Source organism: Saccharothrix sp. CB00851, assembly GCF_001905065.1.
Taxonomy (GTDB): Bacteria; Actinomycetota; Actinomycetes; order Mycobacteriales; family Pseudonocardiaceae; genus Actinosynnema.
This window is the reverse complement of sequence record NZ_LWLC01000027.1, coordinates 54,304-71,018: the sequence shown is the minus strand read 5'-3', so window position 1 is coordinate 71,018 and position 16,715 is coordinate 54,304. Positions and strand designations below refer to the sequence as shown.

Here is a 16,715-nt window from a genome sequence, read left to right as displayed (position 1 = left end):
GTCGTTCACACCTCCGCCGCGACTTCGGCGACCGTGCGGCGGGCGAGCAGGTCCTCGGTGATGTCCTGGGACCGGTGCGCGAGCACGCTGATCAGCGAGTCGGCGATGCCGTGCGTCTGCTCGTTGACGCCCTGGAGGTAGATGGCGCCCCAGGCCGAGTCGCCGAGGTCGACCCGGTAGCGCCGGCTGACGTTGACGTCCGCGAGGCCCATCCGGTCCGCCAGGTCGCCGACCATCGCGGGCATCCGCGGGTCGTACCCGGTGCCGAGGAACACCGCGTCGCAGCGCAGCGGCTCGACCTTGCCGCTCTTGCGGTCGCGCAGGTCCAGCACGACCTCGTCGCCGTCCATCCGCGCGCCGACGACCTCGGTCAGGCTCCGCACCGAGGACCGCTGCCGCCCCAGCATCTTCTGCTGGTACAGCATCGAGTAGATCTCCTCCAGGAACGGCGGCGCCAGGCCCGCGTAGTTGGTCAGGCGCATCTCGTCCAGCACCTGCGACCGCGCCTCGGGCAGCATGGTGTAGAACTCGTCGACGAACGACGGGTAGAACAGCTCGTTGACGAACTTGCTCGTCTGGTAGTTCTGCAGGCCGATCGAGCGCAGCACCAGCGTCGGCTCGCTGTCCGGGAAGTCCTGGTGCAGCGCCATGAACATCTCCGCGGCGCTCTGCGCGCCACCGATGACCACCGGGCGCATCGGACGGTCGGACGGCGCCGTCAACCCGGTGATCCGGCCGGAGTACTGGGTGCTGTGCACCACCCGCTCCCGCGGCAGGTCGCGGAACACCTCGGGGACGTGCGCGTCCCGGCCGGTGCCGACCACCAGGTCGCGGCACGTGATGGTGTCACCGTCGGACAGCGTGACGGCCCACCCGGCGACCGAGCCGTCCTCGGCGTAGCGCGGGTCGATCCGCTCGGTGCGGGCGTTGTAGCGGATGCGGACCTGCTCCAGGCCGTCGGCGACCCACTGCTGGTAGGCGGAGAGCTGCCAGCGGTAGGGGTTGAAGGTCGACAGGTTCACGAAGTCGTCCAGCTGCCCCTGCTGGTGCAGGTAGTTCAGGAACGAGAACCGGCTGCGCGGGTTGCGCAGGGTCACCAGGTCCTTGAGGAACGACACCTGGCTGCGCGCCCACGGCAGCAGCAGGTTGCGCTGCCACTTGACGTCCGGATACTGCTCCAGCACCAGGGTGCTCGTCGCCAGTTGGCGCTCACCGGACTCCTCGATCGCGACGGCGAGCGCCAGGTTCGACGGCCCGGCACCGATCATGAGAACTTCGACATCTTGCCCAGTCACATTCCCCACCTGACTACTAGGTCGGCTCACCCGCCGGGCAGCGGGCCCGCGGGTCGGATGTTCCTGCGCGCCGGGCACTGCGTGGCTCGGCACGACTTCCGGCGCTGGCACCGGCACGGCGCGGTCCGCGTCACGGCCCTCTCGGACCGCCGGATGCCCTGCGCCACAGAGAATCCCCATCCGGTCCGAACACCGCCGCGAACAAGTCCACAAGGGACCGGCGTCGACCGGGAAGGAGGGACGATCAGCTCTTCTTGCCGCCGCCGATGACGCCGAGCGACAGCGCGAAGGACGGCTTGCTGCCCAACAGGTACGCCCCCGCGGACTGCAGGATGCGGTCCTGGGCCACGACGTGCTGGCACATCGTGTTCGTGTCGCGCAACCACCGGTCCATGGGCGAGCGCTGGTAGATCGACGAGGTCTGGAGCAGGTCGTACAACCGCGACACGATCGAGCGCGCGGTGCGGAAGGCGTGCCTGCGTGACAACGGGAGCGCGGCACGCTCGTCCGCCGTCAGGTCGTCCAGGGTGCCGCCCGCCGACAGCACCTCGTGCTGCCGCCGCAGGGCCGCGTACACCGCGTGCCGCGTGGCCGCGAAGTCCGCCTCGCAGTCGGCGATGGTGACCTGGGTGCGGTAGTCGTCCGCCATCGCGCCGGCCGGGCCCACCTTGGTCGAGGCGATCTCCCGCACGTGGTCGAGCGCGGCACGGGCCACGCCGAGCGGCACGCCGGGCATGTTGCGCATGTGCACCTCCGGCTGGGCCAGCGGGCCCTCGCCGTTGCGCACGGTGTCGAAGGTGACGGTGCGACCCTCGGGCACGAAGACGTCGGTGATCGCGTAGTCGCAGCTACCGCTGCCGGCCAGGCCGGTGGTGTGCCAGGTGTCGATCACCTCGACGTCGGCGCGCGGCACGATGAACAGCTTGGAGTCGTGCGGGTCGCCGTCCTCACCCGGTTCCGGCTGACCGTCCCGGTACAGGAACGCACCGGAGATCACCCAGTCGGCGTGCGTGATGCCGCTGCCGAACGGCCAGCGGCCGGTGAGCCGGTACCCGCCGGGGACCAGCTCGGCGCGCCCGGTCGGGAACAGCAGGCCCGCGGTGACCATGTCCAGGCTGGTGAACATCTCCTTGGCCACGGCCTCGTCCAGGAACTGCGCGTACAGCCCGGAGTCCGAGCCGATCATCGCGCACCAGCCGGCACCGGCGTCACCGTAGGACAGCGCCTCGATCACCTCGGTCTGCTCCACCGAGTTCAGCTCGGGACCGCCCCAGTTGCGGCCGAAGCCCATCCGGAACACACCGGTCCCGCGCAGCACCTCCACCAGGTCGGCGGGCAGGCGGCGCGCGTCCTCGATCTCGGCCGCGCGCTCGCGCAGCAAAGGTGCGACGGCCTTGGCACGGGCCATGATCTCCGCCGCGGGCGAGTCCGGCGACACCGGGTCGGCGCCCACCCCGGTCCTGCCGGTCTGAACATCTGTGGCTGTCATCCGCTCGCTTCCCCTCGGCTGCGCTGATGTCACCCGATTCAAACCAGCGGGTCCGTTGACTGGAAGGATTGACCGGATCAGACAATCAACCGAAGAAAAACGCCGCGTTCGGCGGCGATGACCGGGACGTTCTCCGTCACGAGACCGTCGCCTCGCCGCGCGCGACCAGGTGCGCCGCCACGACCGCCCGCCACGGCCACCACCCCTCGGCCGCCCGCTCCGGGTCGCGGACGCCGAGTTCGCGCAACGCCCGGCGGACGGCGGGGGCGTCCACCGGGAAGGCGTCCCGGTGCCCCAAGCGCAGCGCGATCTGCTCGGCCGCGGCCCGCCCGATCCCCTCGACCGCCGTCAGGCCGGCCACCAGGTCCGCCGAGGACGCGCCGCCGTCCAGCACGACGTCGCCGTCGGCCACCCGCCGCGCCAGCCCGCGCACGGTGTCGGCGGCGCCGGTCGGCAGCCCGATCCCGGTCAGCTCCTCCCCCGCCAGCACCTCCGCCGACGGGAACAGGTGCGTCAGCCCGTGCGTCAGGCCGGGCACCGGCAGCCCGAACCGCCGGACCAGCGCCCCCGTCCGGGCCCTGGTCCACGGCAGGTCGCCGTGCTGCGCCACGACCGCGTGCAGGGCCACCTCGAAAGCACCCCACGCGCCGGGCGCCCGCAAGCCGGGCCGGGCCGACACCAGCGGCCCGACGACCGGATCGGCCGACAGGTCGTCCACCGCCGGACCGGTCTCCACGTCCACCGCGACCATGCGGCTCGCCCGCTCCACGACGTGGATCAGGCCCTCCCAGTAGGGCAGGTGCGCCACCAGCACGAGGTTGTCCTGCTCGCCGGGGTGCACCTCCAGCAGGCCCGCCTCGCCGTCCAGGCTGATCGTGCGGCGGTACACCCGTTCCTCGACCGACTCGACACCCGGCACCGCCCTGGCGGCGAGGTGGTCCAGGACGCCGTCCCAGTCGAACGGCCGGCGGAACGGCAGCCGCATCGCCAGCCCGCCGTCCGCGGCCAACCGGTCGGTCCGGCGCCTGCGCTGCCGCAGCTCGCTCGGCACGGCCCGGAACACCTGGCGCATCTCCCGGTTGAACTGGCGCAGGCTGCCGAAACCGGACGCGAAGGCCACGTCGACCAAGGCGAGGTCGGAGTCGTCGAGCAGCCTTCGCGCGAAATGCGCACGACGCGACCGCGCGAGCTGGTCGGGGGTCACCCCCAGGTGGTCGTTGAACAGCCTGCGCAGGTGGCGCGGCGACACGCCCAGCCGCGCACCGAGGGTGACCTCCGTGCCGCCGTCGAGCACCCCGGCCAGGATCAGCTGCACCGCCCGGCACACCAGCTCGGGCGCCTCGGGGCCGACCGGACCGGCGACCCGGTACGGGCGGCAGCGCAGGCAGGCACGGAACCCGGCGGCCTCGGCCGTCGCGGCCAGCTCGAACGTGCGCACGTTCTCGGCGAGCGGCCGAGCCGGGCACCCCGGCCGACAGTAGATGCCGGTGGTCACCACCGCCCTGAACGTCGTCATGCCGCAGGAATACAGGGACCGCCACCCGGCCCGCCACCGCGACCGCCGGGATGTCCGCATCTGACCAGACTCCTCCGGGCGGCTCCGAGATCCTCTACCGCGTTGGTCGTCCACCGCAGGAGGTCTTGTGCTCACCAAGGTCCTGTCGATCCCGCTCAAGCCCGGCAAGCAGGCCGAAGCCGAGCAGCTCGTCCGGCGGTTCGCCCTGCTCGGCCCCGAGCAGGAGCCCGCGACGCTGTCCTTCCGCGTGTACCGGAACGCGGCGCGCCCCGACTACCTGTTGCTCATCGGCAACTTCGCCGACCAGCACGCCTACGACGCCCACACCGGCTCGCCCGCCTACCGGGAGCTCGTGGCGGGCCGGCTCGCCGCGCTGGCCGTCGAGGTCGTGGAGACCGACCACGATATGATCATCAGCATCTGAGGACCGCCGTCACGTCGGGCGCCCGCGGCGCCCGACGTGACGGTCACCCGCCGCCGCAAGGGCCATCCGGGTGATCTTCGCCGGATCGTGCGAGGTTGATTGTTCGGGCCGATCAACTCTGCCGTTCAATGCCGCCGTCGGTTCGAATAACCGCGGCGCTACCCGTGGCGCCCGGCCCGACAGGGCCATCGAAGGCGGCGATAACGGAGACAGACCTGTGACTGGCATGGCAGAAGACCTGTCCGGCGCGTCGGCCCTCCCGCGCACGACGCCGTCACCTCACAACGCCCGCGTTTCGACGGTGAGACCGACCAGGGGCAACGCCGGACCACTCCGCCGCGAACCGCTCGCGCCGCGATCGCGGTGTCGGCCCTCCCGCCGCACCCAGGCCCCTGTCGCGTGACCGCTCCGCGCCCGGAGTCGGGCGCTGCCACCCGGTAGCCGGGAGTCGGCCGATCACTTCGTGTTACCGCACGTGCCTGCCCGGGAGCGTGGCCGTGTCGAGCGGCTGTCGACCGGGTGTGCCCATCTGTCCGCTGTGGCCGCCAGCCGGATCGACGCGCGCGCCGTCGGCGGCAGTGGTGTTCCGACGTCCGACGAATCCGTCGGCTTGAAGGAGGGGTTCCGTCATGGCGAGACCAGAGAAGCCAGTGGACGTCGGCGGCGGAGTGGCGGCCGCGTTCGCCACGGAGCTGCGCCGATTACGGGCGTGCGCGGGCAACCCGACGTACCGGGAGATGGCGCGCTCGGCGTTGTTCGCACCGTCCGTGCTGTCGAACGCGGCCAGCGGTACCCGGTTGCCGACGTTGCAGGTGACGCTCGGGTTCGTGGCCGCGTGCGGCGGTGACCGCGAGGAGTGGCGGCGGCGCTGGATGGAAGCCGCGAACGTGGCCAACACCGACACGCCGTCCTGGGGCCGATATAGGAGCTCGCCCAGCGACCGGGGGATGCCCCGGCCGGCCCAGCTGCCGCTGCGATCCTGGGGGTTCGTCGGCAGGCGACGTGAGCTCGACCTGCTCGACGTGCCCGCGGCCACCCCGGTGGTCGTCACCGGTCCGGTCGGGGTGGGCAAGAGCGACCTGGCCCTGCACCACGCGCACCGCGTCGCCGCCGACATGGTCGACGGCCAGCTGTACGCGGACCTCGGACCGCTGACCGGCACCGCGTCGGACGCCGGGTTCGTGCTGGACGGTTTTCTGCGAGCTCTGGGAGTGCCCGCAGACCGCCTGCCCGGCACGGTCGACCAGCGGGCGGGGCTGTACCGCTCACTGCTGGTGGAGCGCAGGCTCCTGGTCCTGCTGGAGAACGTCCGCGACGAGCGCCAGGTGCGCCCGCTGCTGACGGAGTCCCGGCACAGCCAGACCCTGGTGGTCAGCCGCAAGCCGCTGCTGGGCCTGGACGGCGTGCGCCGCGTCCGGCTGGACGTGCCGTCGCGGTCCGACTCGCTCGCGATGATCACCGCGGCCGTGCCCGAGCGGGCCGAGGCCGAGCCGCACGAGTGCGACCGGCTCGCCGAGCTGTGCGACGACCTGCCCCTGGCGCTGAACATCGCCTTGCGCAAGCTCGTCGCGCGGCCGGACGTGCCGCTGCACCGGGCGAACGCCAAGCTGGCGGAGCGCGACGGCGCGCTGAGCTGGCTCCGCATCGGCGACCTGTCCTTGTTCGAGTCGCTGAACTGCGCGTACCAGGAGGTGGGCGAGGCAGCTCGGGCGCTGCTGACGCGCATCGCCCGCCTGCCGTACCGCTGCGACCCGGACTCGGTTGTGCCCGAGGGGGGCGAACTGGCGGAAGAACTGGTGGAAGCCGGCCTGCTGCGCCGCGGCGACCAGCCGGGCAGCTACCGGGTGGAACGACTGGTGCGGGTGTTCGCGATCCAGGTGGCCGCGGGTCCGGGCAACCGCGCTTACCCGTCGCCGTTGCGCCTCGACGTGCCGCCGAGACAGTCACGTCGCCACGAACCGGTCGACTGGGACGCCTTCCGCGGCCGTCCCGACCGGGCGAACTGCCCCCCGGAGGTCACGGCCGGCACGCTGTCGCCCGTCCGCATCGAACTACCCAGCCGCTTCGTGGACCGGATGGCACCGGTTACCGAGGCACGTTCCTGAATCGCGGCGGCCGGTCCCGCTCGACCGGCCGTCCGCGGAGTTCCCCGGTTCCTCCGCTGTGGCCGCCCCCGACCTGGAGGCTCCCGGCCCGTGCGCAGACCTCACTTCGACGCGAACGTCGGTGTGCCACGGTGATCTGCCGCGGCGCGTTCCGCTCGCGCGGCTGAGGCGAAACCGACCCTCGGACGCCGTGCCGGGAGGTAGGCTCCGGGCGAATTCGCCGTGACACTGGGGGGAACCACCATGGTGCGAAGCGTGCTGCTGGCCGCTGCGCTGATCGTCTCGTCGATCGTGGCGGTGCCCTCCGCCGTCGCCGCCGCGAACCCGGTCGCGTCCGCCTACACGCCGGTGACGCCGGTGCGGGTGCTGGACACCCGCACGGGTGCCGCGGTGGGCGCGGGGCAGAGCGTGGTGCTCGACCTGTCCTCCCGCACGCCCGCGGGCGCCACGGCCGTGGTGCTGAACGTGACCGCGACGGAGCCGACGGCGAGCACGTACGTGACGGTGTGGCCGACCGACGCGCCGCGCCCGACCGCGTCCAACCTCAACCTCGTCGCGGGCGAGACGCGGCCGAACCTGGTCACCGTGAAGTTGGGCGCGAGCCGCAAGGTGAGCCTGTACAACAACGCGGGCACCGTGCACCTCCTGGCGGACCTGGCCGGCCATTACGCGCCGGGCGCGGGCTCGCTGTACCAGCCGCTGCCGCCCACCCGGGTGCTGGACACCCGGGTGGGCACCGGCGTCGCCCCCCGGAACCCCGACGGCTCGCTGCCGATGAACCTCACCGACGTCATCCCGCCCGGGGCGAGCGCCGTGACGTTCAACCTGACCGCCACCAACGTCACCGCCGACACCTACGTCACGGCGTGGCCGCACGGCGCACCGCGCCCGACCGCGTCGAACCTCAACCTGGTGCCCGGTGACACGAGGGCCAACCTGGTGACCGTCGCGCTGGGCGCGGACCGCACCGTCGACCTCTACCACCGGCTGGGCACGCTCGACCTGATCGCCGACGTCGCGGGCTTCTACGTGCCGGGCGAGGGCATCGCGTTCCACCCGATCGACCCGGTGCGGGTCGCGGACACCCGGACCTCGGCGCCCGCCCGGCCGGACAGCCCGTTGTCGCTGTTCCTGCGGGAGGACGTCATGCCGGTGAGCACGTCCGCGGTGCTGCTCAACGTGACGGCGACGGAGGCGACCGCAGCCACCCACGTCAGCGTGGTGCCGGGCAGCGGCTCCAACGTCGCCGCGTCGTCGGCGCTCAACGTCACGCCGGGCGCGACCGTGCCGAACCTGGCGGCGGTCATGTCCGGCATGCAGGGTTCGCTCGTGCTCAGGCCCGGTGCGGGCAGCGTGCACCTCGTCGTCGACCTGAGCGGTTACTTCGCGCCCGTGCCGAGCACCTGCGCGACGGCCGGCTGCGTGCACGCGTGGGGCCAGAGCAACAACGGGATGCTGGGCTCGGGTGGCGGTTCGGGCCAGGTCGGTTCCTACTACGGCGAACCCGAACCCCGGCCGGTGTCGGGTCTGTCCGGCGTGACCGCGGTCGTCGGTCGCTACGCGTTGAAGGCCGACGGCACGGTGTGGGCGTGGGGCGAGAACGAGGACGGCCAACTCGGCGCCGGGTGGCACGGGCTCGGCGGGTTCGCACCGGTGCCGGTCCGGGTCAGGGGCCTGTCCGACGTCACGGCGCTCGCGTCGTCGCGCACCAACGGCTACGCGTTGCGCTCCGACGGCACGGTGTGGGGTTGGGGTGCCAACTACAGCGGGCAGGTCGGACCCGTCACGACGGACCGCGTGGTCGACGTGCCGACCCGGATCGAGGGCGTGGACGACGTGATCGCCATCGCCACGTCCCAGGGCACCGCGTACGCACTGCGCTCGGACGGGACGTTGTGGTCGTGGGGCGAGAACATCTACGCCGACCTCGGCAACGGCACGATCGGTGGCTCCTCGCCGACCCCGGCACGGGTGGTCGGCCTGACCGACGTCGTCGAGATCGCCGCGGCGGCCAACTCCCGGTACGCGTTGCGCTCGGACGGGACCGTGTGGACGTGGGGCAGCAACTCCGAAGCGCAGTTCGGCAACGGCACGACCACCGGCATGAGCGGTACCCCCGCTCAGGTGCCGGCGCTGACCGGCGTCGTCTCGGTGGCGGCGTCGTACGCGACCGGGTACGCCGTGCTGCCCGACCGGACCGTCCTCGCCTGGGGCTCGCACGACAGCGGCGCCGCCGGTGTCGGCAACATCGGCAGCCGCTACGTGACCCAGCCGCAGCCGGTCCTCGGGCTGACCGAGGTCAAGGAGATCGTCGGTGCGGGCGGCAACGCCTACGCGGTGCGCGCGGACGGCAGCCTGTGGGGCTGGGGCGTGAACGTCTGGCGCCAACTCGGGCCGGGCTCCTCGTCCTCCGCGTCCTCACCGCAGCGGATCTCCGGCCTCCCCGTGGTCGCCAGGGTCGGTACCACCGGGTCGGGCGCCTACGCCCTCCTCGGCTGAGGCCTTGCGCTCGTCCCCAAGAACTGGGGCAGCGGCCTCACCGACGCCGGCCATGTCTACCTGCACGCCAGGCGGGCCGAGCCGGCCACGTCGGTGCCGGCCCGGGCCCGTCATGACGCGGTTCAGTAGTACAGCGTGGTCGAGGCGAGGTCTTCCTGGGCCCCGTTCGCGCCGTCCTGGATCCACACCTCCAAGTGGATCTCGTCACCTCGGTTGGGCGTGTGCCAGAACGGGTCGAAGTCCGCACCGTAGCCCGTGTTCTTCTGCGGAGTGCAGCCGTTGGCGCCGTTCTTGTCCACCGGGTACCCGAGGATCCTGCCCTGCGTCACGTTGACGGCCAGCGCCACGGCTCGTCTGCCGTCCCCCCTCGTGTCGCACACCTCGACCTCGCCGGAGTAGAAGTTCACGAGCCCCCGGGCCCCGGTGGTGGACAACGGGTTCTCCGCCGCCTGGGCGGGTGTGGTCACCATCGCGAGCAGCAACGCGGCGATGACCGGGACGACCCCGAACAGCACTTTTCGCATGTCTTGCTCCCCCTGTTCCCTGTTGCCGCGACCCGTCGGCCGCGACTGACACCAGGTTGACCGGCGGTTGTGGGGGAAAGCTCGGGCGGATCTGGGACGCACGCCTGGTCATGCGTCCTCGAGACGGGCGGCGACGCGGTGGGCGTCGGGTATCCGGTGTTGGGAGAGGAAGAGTGAAACGGCACGGCGGAGTGCGGCGGTGGCGCGGTCGTGGTGACCGGCGGCCGTGTGGGTGTCGGCGAGGCGTTCGAGGGTGTCGGCGTAGTCGTAGAGGGCTCCGACTTCGTGGAAACCGGCCAGCGCCTGCTCGTAGTGCGTGATGGCTTCGTCGTGATCGCCGGCCAGGTGGGCGATGTAGCCCAGGCTGTCCCGCGTGCGCGCCTGGGCGTCGAGGTCACCGTGGCGACGGGCGAGGTCGAGCGCCGCTCCGCAATGCGCACGTGCCAGCGGCAGGTCGTGCAGCTTCGCCGCGTACCACCCGGCTTGGTTGAGGGCATGCGCCTCACGCATCTCGACGCCGAGCGTGCGCAGGATCGTCAACGCGCGCGTCGCGTGGTCCAACGCGGACTTGTCGTCACCGCGCTGCTCGTGCACCCAGGCAAGGGACTGGTGCGCGCTGGCCCGCCCGGACGGGTCGCCTGCCGCACGGCTGAGCTCCAGCGCCCGGTGGAGGTGCCGTGACGCCCCGGCGAGGTCGGCACCGCGGGCCAGTGCCGACCCGAACCTCCACGACGTCAGGGCACGGGCAGCGTCGTCGTCCGCGCGCTCGGCGGCCTCCATCGCAACCCGCCACACGGCCAACTGGTCGTCGATGAGACCTTGGCGCCGCTGGAAGGTGTCCAGCGACCAAGCCAGCTGCCAGACGACCGCACCCCATCCGTGACGCGCGGCCAACTCCTGTGCCGCCGACAGGCACCCGTACTCCGACGCCAACCACGTCAACGCGTCCGCCTCACCGGCGAACCCGGGATCCGCGGGCACCGACTCCCCCAACGCCGACGGGTCCTCGTACGGGTACAGCACACCCTCGGCGGCCAGCCCGGTCCGAGCGTAGTGCAGGACGACCCGGCGCAACCCCGCCTCCAGCTCCGCCCGGTGGTCGTCACGCGCCCGTTCGGCGGCGTAGAGCCGGACCAGGTCGTGCATCCGATACCGCCCCGGCACGTGCTGCCGCACGAGGTGCCAGTTCTCCAAGTGCCCCAGCAGCTGACGCGCCCGCGGTGTCGACTCGCCCAGGAGTTCGGCCGCCGCGGCCGACGAGGTGTCCGGACCGGGCGCCGCGCCCAGCAACGCGAACGCCCTCGCGACCGGCGGTGGCAGCACCCGGTAGGAAGCGGCGAACACGGCGCGCAGGCTCGCGCTCAACTCGGTGGCACCGGGCAGGTCCAAGCCGTCGGCCTCGTGCAGCTCCGCCACCAGCGCGTCGAGCGGGAAGTCCGGGTACGCCGCGGCGCGGGCGCCGATGACGGCCACGGCCAGCGGCAGTCCCGCGCACCACTCCAGCAGCGCCGCGACGGCATCGGGCTCCTCGTGCATCCGCTGCGCGCCGACGTGCCCGGCCAGCAGTTCCCGCGCCTCGGCGTCGGACAGCACGTCCAACTCCACCGTCGGCATGCCGTGCGTGGCCGCCAGCCCGATCAGCCGGTGTCGACTGGTGATCAGCACGGCGCAGGTCCCGCTGCCGGGCAGCAGCGGGAGGACCTGGTCGGTGTCACGAGCGTTGTCGAGCACGACGAGCAGCCGGCGCCCGGCCACCACGCTGCGGTACAGCGCCGTCTGCGCCTCCACCTCGGTCGGGACCGACGCCGCGGGCACGCCCAACGCGGTCAGGAACCGGCCCATCACCACCGACGGGGACACCGGCGGTCCGGTCGGGTCGAACCCGCGCAGGTCGGCGTGCAGCTGCCCGTCGGGAAACCTCTCGACCGCGCGGTGCGCCCAGTGCAGCGCCAGCGACGTCTTCCCCGAGCCCGCCGGTCCCACCACGGCCGACATCGGCGACGCGCCGCCGGACGGCGCCAACGCCTTGTCGATCCGGGCGAGCTGGTCCGCACGCCCCACGAACAGCCTCGGCACCGCCGGCAGCTCGCGCGGCGTGGGCGCGGCGACCGCTCGCTCCTCGCGCACCGACACCTCACCCGCGAGCACCAGTTGGTGGAGTTCACGCAGGTCCGGTCCCGGATCGGCGCCCAACTCCTCGGCCAACCGCCGACGAACCACCTGGTAGTGGTGCAACGCGTCCGCCTGCCGACCCGACCGGTGCAGCGCCACGATCAGCTGGCCCGCGAGCCGTTCGTCGAGCGGGTTCTCCTCCGCCATCGCCGACAGCTCCGCCAGCACCTCGCCGTGACGCCCCAGGCGCAGCACGACGTCGTTGCGGTGCAGCACGGCCTGCCAACGTTCCTGCGCCAACCCCCGCCGCACCGCCTCCGCCCAAGCACCTCCCAGCCCGCTCAACGCCGGACCGCGCCACAACCCCAGCGCCTCCTCCACCGATGCGCGCGCGACCCGGTCCTCCTCACCCCGCGACCGCCTGAGCAGCCCGCGGAACCGGTGCAGGTCCACCACGTCCTCGTCCACCGGCAGCACGTAACCGGCCTGCGTGCGGTCGATCACCACACCGGTCACGTCCGCGAACGCCTGCCGCAACCGGTACAGGTACCCGTACAACGTGCTCCGAGCCTGCCGAGGCGGCCGATCGCCCCAAACCCGGTCCACCAGGACGTCCAACCCCTGCCGCCGGTTGGGCTCCGCCAACAGCGCCGCCAACACACACCTCTGCCGCGCGTGCCCCAATCCGACCTCCACCCCACCCACCCACGCGCGAACCTCACCGAGCAACTGGAACTCCACCGACATCCGCACCCCCTCCCACAGGCGTAGCGCCCTCGAGAGCCACGGACAAGGGGCATCCCAGAACTTCCCCAGATCGCCGTACGACAATGCGCCGCTCGCGCGTTCAGACCCGGCGGTTGAGGTCGCGGCGTTCGAGGTCGCTCACCCGGGTCAGTCCCAGCTCGGTGGTGAGCGTCGAGACCTGCCGCTCCACGGCAGCCAGGTCACGTGATGATGAGGCGATCGACTTCCCGCAACGAGCCAACTCGCCACCCCGTGGACGCGTCGTCCGGGCGAATTAGGCGATCGGCCCTCGGCGCAGGTAGGAAGGCGACTCCGGCCTGATCAGCTGCCCTCCTGGCCCGGTCAGGGCGATGGCTGATGAGACCCGGGGCGCGAAGCCAGCCAACTCGTCGGCGAGCACGCGAACCCGCGCGGCGCGGTCGGGATGCGCCATGATCGCGCTCGACAGTCGGATCGTACCAACGGATCTCGACACTTGGCCTCGGTCTCCTCGCTGATGGTGGTCGTGTCCCCGCAAGAACGAGCAGGATTCGGCGGCTTCAGTGCCGCCAAGGCACGGCGATGAACTGCCCCGGGACCGCCTGCGAAGAGCGCAGCGTAGAGGCGGGCAAGAATTATGACAACGATGGCCCGCCACCTGCGATCCACCGTTGATGCGACTGTTCACCCCACCAACCCTGGTTGTGCACACCCCGCGCCCTTCATATCGTTAAGGCGCACTCGGCGGTGTCACCCCGGGCATTGGGGCAATGGAACACAGGTAGGGTGGCACATCAGCCCATGTCGAAGTGAGATGAAATGCTAATCGAACCAGTAGCGCACACCTGCGACCTGCTGCGCGCCTTCTCACGGTGGACCTGCAACTCGGTAGCCGGGGCGGATTGCTCCTGGTACCACGGCACGTGGCAGTACCTGCGTATTCTCGATCTGGTGTCGAATCCGGGTTGGCACAGCGACTTCTTCGTCGAAGCGATGCGGTCGCATTCGGCCGGGAAGCCCAGCGCTGTACTGATCAGCGGGTGCGCGGACTACTCGATGTACGCCCACGGTGCGGCCGCGCTCGGGGACCTGCTGGACGCCACGGTGTTGGACCTCTGCCCGACGCCGCTCGCGGCCACGGAGTGGTACGCGGCGGGCAGCGGTCTGCGGCTGCCCCGGACGCTGTGCGAGGACGCCGTCGCCCATCGCTCGCCCGAGGGCTACGACATGATCGTCAGCGACTCGTTCCTACCCCGCTTTCCACCACCGGACCTGGTGAGCCTGCTCGCATCCTGGCGAGGCCTCCTCCGCCCGGGCGGGATGGCGATCACCACCGTCCGCATCCACGACGAGGGAGCGGAGCAGCGGGCCGCTCGGCAGCAGACCGTCGAGCGTTGGCGCGGGGTGGCAACCGGCAGCCCGACGTGGTGGCCGACCGTCTCGACTCTCCCGGTGGCGGAACTCGCCGATCAGGTCGCCGAGTTCGCCGAACGGCAGCAGCGCAACGCCCAGTACCGGCGCGCGGATCTCGTGCACCTGTTCCACGACGCCGGGTTCGGCCAGGTCGAACACATTGAAGTGGTCGTGCGAGGGAAGAAGTTCGTCCGCATCACGGCGGCTTGAGCAATCCGTTCCACCCTGACAACAAACGGCTACCAGGAGCGCCACCTGGCTGTGCCGGGAGCTCAGCGACGGCAAGGTGGTGCGCGCACCGCTCACCGGTGCCTCCTCGCAGCCCGTGGGCGAACTGTCGCCGGCGGGCGCGATCCGCGGATCCAGCGCCAGTGCGCGGAGCTGCGCCGAGGACAGGGAGGCGCCACGCGCACCGGCCTGTTCACCGGCTCGCTCCCCGATCACGGCGACCACGGCGTCGCGGGTTTTCGCGCGCTCCCGCCGGAAGGGGAGCCAGTCCGCGAACGCCGCACCGGTGGTCCGCTCGACGGCGATCACACCACCGAGCAACGTTGCCGCGGTCACGGCCGACGACTCGTCGTGCTCGGCCGCACCGACCGCCGCCAGTGCCCACGCCAACGCCTCGATGCCCCGCGCACCCATCCAGGGCTCGTCGATGCCGTCCTGGGCCCTCACCGCCTCCTGGAACCAGGGCACCGCGTCCTCGAGCCTGCCGTGCACCAGCGGCACGAGCCCCCGTGCCCACAGCGCCCAACTACTCGCCCAAGGCAGCCGGCGCACCCGGGCGTCGACCAGGTACCGCTCGGTCACGGCGATGCCGCTCCGCTCGTCCTCGCAGAACCCGACGGCGAGCGCGTGCACCAGTGGGAACACAGCACGGTCGCCATCGAACGCGGTACCGGCCGCACCGCTCAGCTCCACCGCTTCGCCCAGCAACGCGACGGCGTCCCGGCGTCCTCCCTGGGCGAAGGCGCAAGCGCCCTCCAAGAACAGGAGCGGCGCGACCTCGGTGTCCGTCGCGACCACCAGCTCCTCACAACGCCGCAGCCGAATCTCCGCCTGGTCCGACCTGCCCTGCCAGAGCCTGATCCACCCCCAGCAGCGCCGTGGCCTCGACGTGCCGCGGTCCCGGTGTCAGCGACGCCAGTTCGAGCATCTGTTCCAGCCGGTCGCCGAGCTCGTCGAGCAGCTGGGCTGGAAGGAGCCCTCGCAGGCACATCATGTCGTGGACGATGGCCAGCCCCGTCTCGACGTCGTCCGGCGCCGCGGCGCAGTGGCTCAACGCCGCGCGGAAGTCCGCCAGGTTCGCGTGCGCCCCGTGCGGCGAGGACAGCTCGAGCAAAAATAGAACTAGCGCAGCAATAACGCGACTATCGGGAGCCGTTGAATGCAGTTCGACACCGTTGAACGCGTTCGACAGCTCCCTGTTTGCCCCCAGCTGTTCCACCGCAGCCACGTCAACCCATCAAGCCCGACAAATCACGTCAACACGACCCGATCACAGCGCCAGCCTGCACGTCGATACGCCGCCGCCTCCGACGCGGTGAGCACGCTCTGGCCGTACACGATGGTGCAGACCTGCATCGTGCACCTGCTGCGCAACAGCTTCCACTACGCTCGCCGACAGCACTGGGACGTCATCGCCAAGGCCCCCAACCATCCACACCGCATCGACCGAGGCCGTGACCAAAGACCGGTTCGCGGAGCTCGCCGACGCCTGGGCTGCCGTTACCCGGCGATCGTCCGGCTCCGGGACAACACCTCGACCGAGTTCGTGCCCTTCACGGCCTTCGACGTGGAGATCAGACGGGTAACCAGCTGGGGAACGGGCTTCACGCCTCTTTGCCCTTCGTGAAGAGGTCGCAAGAGAACAATTTTTCGGCGAAGTCGCGATAGGATTGGGCATATACGCCATCAGAGTCCGCGACAGCGGTCAACTCGGTTCTGACCACCTCGCGAGCCTCATCAAGTTGCTTGTTCAGTGCCGGTACGACGGGAATTACCTTCGCCTTCTCATGCGGTAGGAGAAAGCCCGGCAACTCCACCGAGTGGCAGAACACCCGCCAGTCGGCGTATGTGTCGATGTAGGGGATACCGTACTGCTTGACTGCGCTGACCAGTGAGGCGGCGACCTGCTCGATATTGCCGTCCCGCTGAAACTCCCACGTGCGGAAGGTCCGCTCCGGCATCAGGTAGCCGAGCGGCCTGGAGACGACTGGCATCGGAGTCCGCGGAATGTCGTCACGGATGGTGAGCATGATGTCCTCGACCGATGCGAACCGCACACCGACGACGGGGTTCACCATGAGCGACGCCGGCAAGGCAAAGGTGGCCAGGTTCAACCCGAGCCAGCCACTGGCCCCATCCCCACGATCCAGGATCAGCTTCCCGTCCTGCTTGGTGAAGCCCAGTTCGCGCAACCCCGCGGTGCACGCGGCCAGCACCTCCTTCTTCAGGTTCGACATCTGAGAAATCCTCTCGTCCCTCACCGACACAGGCCGCTGTACGGGTGGTCACCATGTCCGGCGATCTCGGCGAGAGGAAGGTCTTCCGCGGGTCCGACTTCGTCGGCCTGTCGGGGTGCCGCCCGCCGGCAGTTCGATCCAGGCTGT

General features: G+C 71.2%; 12 protein-coding genes. 4 read left to right on the top strand and 8 right to left on the bottom strand.

Annotation, left to right across the window (positions count from 1 at the left end):
* Window positions 1-5 precede the first annotated feature (5 nt).
* From A6A25_RS25465 to A6A25_RS25455, 3 genes are all read right to left on the bottom strand, one after another.
* The gene (locus tag A6A25_RS25465) at window positions 6-1,295 is read right to left on the bottom strand and encodes a lysine N(6)-hydroxylase/L-ornithine N(5)-oxygenase family protein (RefSeq protein ID WP_073894028.1); all 1,290 of its coding nucleotides are present in this window, start codon (window positions 1,293-1,295) and stop codon (window positions 6-8) included.
* Window positions 1,296-1,539: 244 nt separating this feature from the next.
* The gene (locus A6A25_RS25460) at window positions 1,540-2,784 is read right to left on the bottom strand and encodes an acyl-CoA dehydrogenase family protein (RefSeq protein ID WP_083668660.1); all 1,245 of its coding nucleotides are present in this window, start codon (window positions 2,782-2,784) and stop codon (window positions 1,540-1,542) included.
* 136 nt (window positions 2,785-2,920) lie between these two features.
* Window positions 2,921-4,300, bottom strand: a complete 1,380-nt coding sequence (locus A6A25_RS25455; RefSeq protein ID WP_083668659.1) for an AlkA N-terminal domain-containing protein — start codon at window positions 4,298-4,300, stop codon at window positions 2,921-2,923.
* 127 nt (window positions 4,301-4,427) lie between these two features.
* On the opposite strand from A6A25_RS25455, the gene A6A25_RS25450 reads away from it, so the two are divergent.
* From A6A25_RS25450 to A6A25_RS25440, 3 genes are all read left to right on the top strand, one after another.
* Window positions 4,428-4,724, top strand: coding sequence for a putative quinol monooxygenase (locus A6A25_RS25450; protein ID WP_073894022.1), 297 nt, complete (start codon window positions 4,428-4,430; stop codon window positions 4,722-4,724).
* A gap of 629 nt (window positions 4,725-5,353) precedes the next feature.
* Window positions 5,354-6,829, top strand: a complete 1,476-nt coding sequence (locus tag A6A25_RS25445) for an XRE family transcriptional regulator (RefSeq protein WP_143193402.1) — start codon at window positions 5,354-5,356, stop codon at window positions 6,827-6,829.
* A gap of 243 nt (window positions 6,830-7,072) precedes the next feature.
* A complete protein-coding gene (locus A6A25_RS25440) occupies window positions 7,073-9,328 on the top strand; it encodes an RCC1 domain-containing protein (protein ID WP_143193401.1) in 2,256 nt (751 codons plus the stop codon).
* Window positions 9,329-9,450: 122 nt separating this feature from the next.
* Here A6A25_RS25440 and A6A25_RS25435 read toward each other — a convergent pair whose 3' ends face one another.
* The 4 genes from A6A25_RS25435 to A6A25_RS25415 form a co-directional block, all read right to left on the bottom strand.
* Window positions 9,451-9,852 (bottom strand): hypothetical protein, encoded by a 402-nt coding sequence (locus A6A25_RS25435; RefSeq protein WP_143193400.1) that lies wholly within the window; start codon window positions 9,850-9,852, stop codon window positions 9,451-9,453.
* Window positions 9,853-9,960: 108 nt separating this feature from the next.
* Window positions 9,961-12,711: an AfsR/SARP family transcriptional regulator gene (locus A6A25_RS25430; protein WP_073894011.1), complete on the bottom strand. Its 2,751-nt coding sequence runs from the start codon at window positions 12,709-12,711 to the stop codon at window positions 9,961-9,963.
* Window positions 12,712-13,938: 1,227 nt separating this feature from the next.
* Window positions 13,939-15,129 (bottom strand): hypothetical protein, encoded by a 1,191-nt coding sequence (locus A6A25_RS25420; protein WP_073894005.1) that lies wholly within the window; start codon window positions 15,127-15,129, stop codon window positions 13,939-13,941.
* A gap of 7 nt (window positions 15,130-15,136) precedes the next feature.
* Window positions 15,137-15,550: a hypothetical protein gene (locus A6A25_RS25415; protein WP_073894002.1), complete on the bottom strand. Its 414-nt coding sequence runs from the start codon at window positions 15,548-15,550 to the stop codon at window positions 15,137-15,139.
* 96 nt (window positions 15,551-15,646) lie between these two features.
* On the opposite strand from A6A25_RS25415, the gene A6A25_RS25410 reads away from it, so the two are divergent.
* On the top strand, window positions 15,647-15,958 hold the full coding sequence (locus A6A25_RS25410; protein ID WP_073893999.1) for a transposase: 312 nt from the start codon (window positions 15,647-15,649) through the stop codon (window positions 15,956-15,958).
* Here A6A25_RS25410 and A6A25_RS25405 read toward each other — a convergent pair.
* A complete protein-coding gene (locus tag A6A25_RS25405; protein WP_143193399.1) occupies window positions 15,936-16,568 on the bottom strand; it encodes a hypothetical protein in 633 nt (210 codons plus the stop codon). The two genes, A6A25_RS25410 and A6A25_RS25405, sit on opposite strands and share 23 nt — an antisense overlap.
* Window positions 16,569-16,715 lie beyond the last annotated feature (147 nt).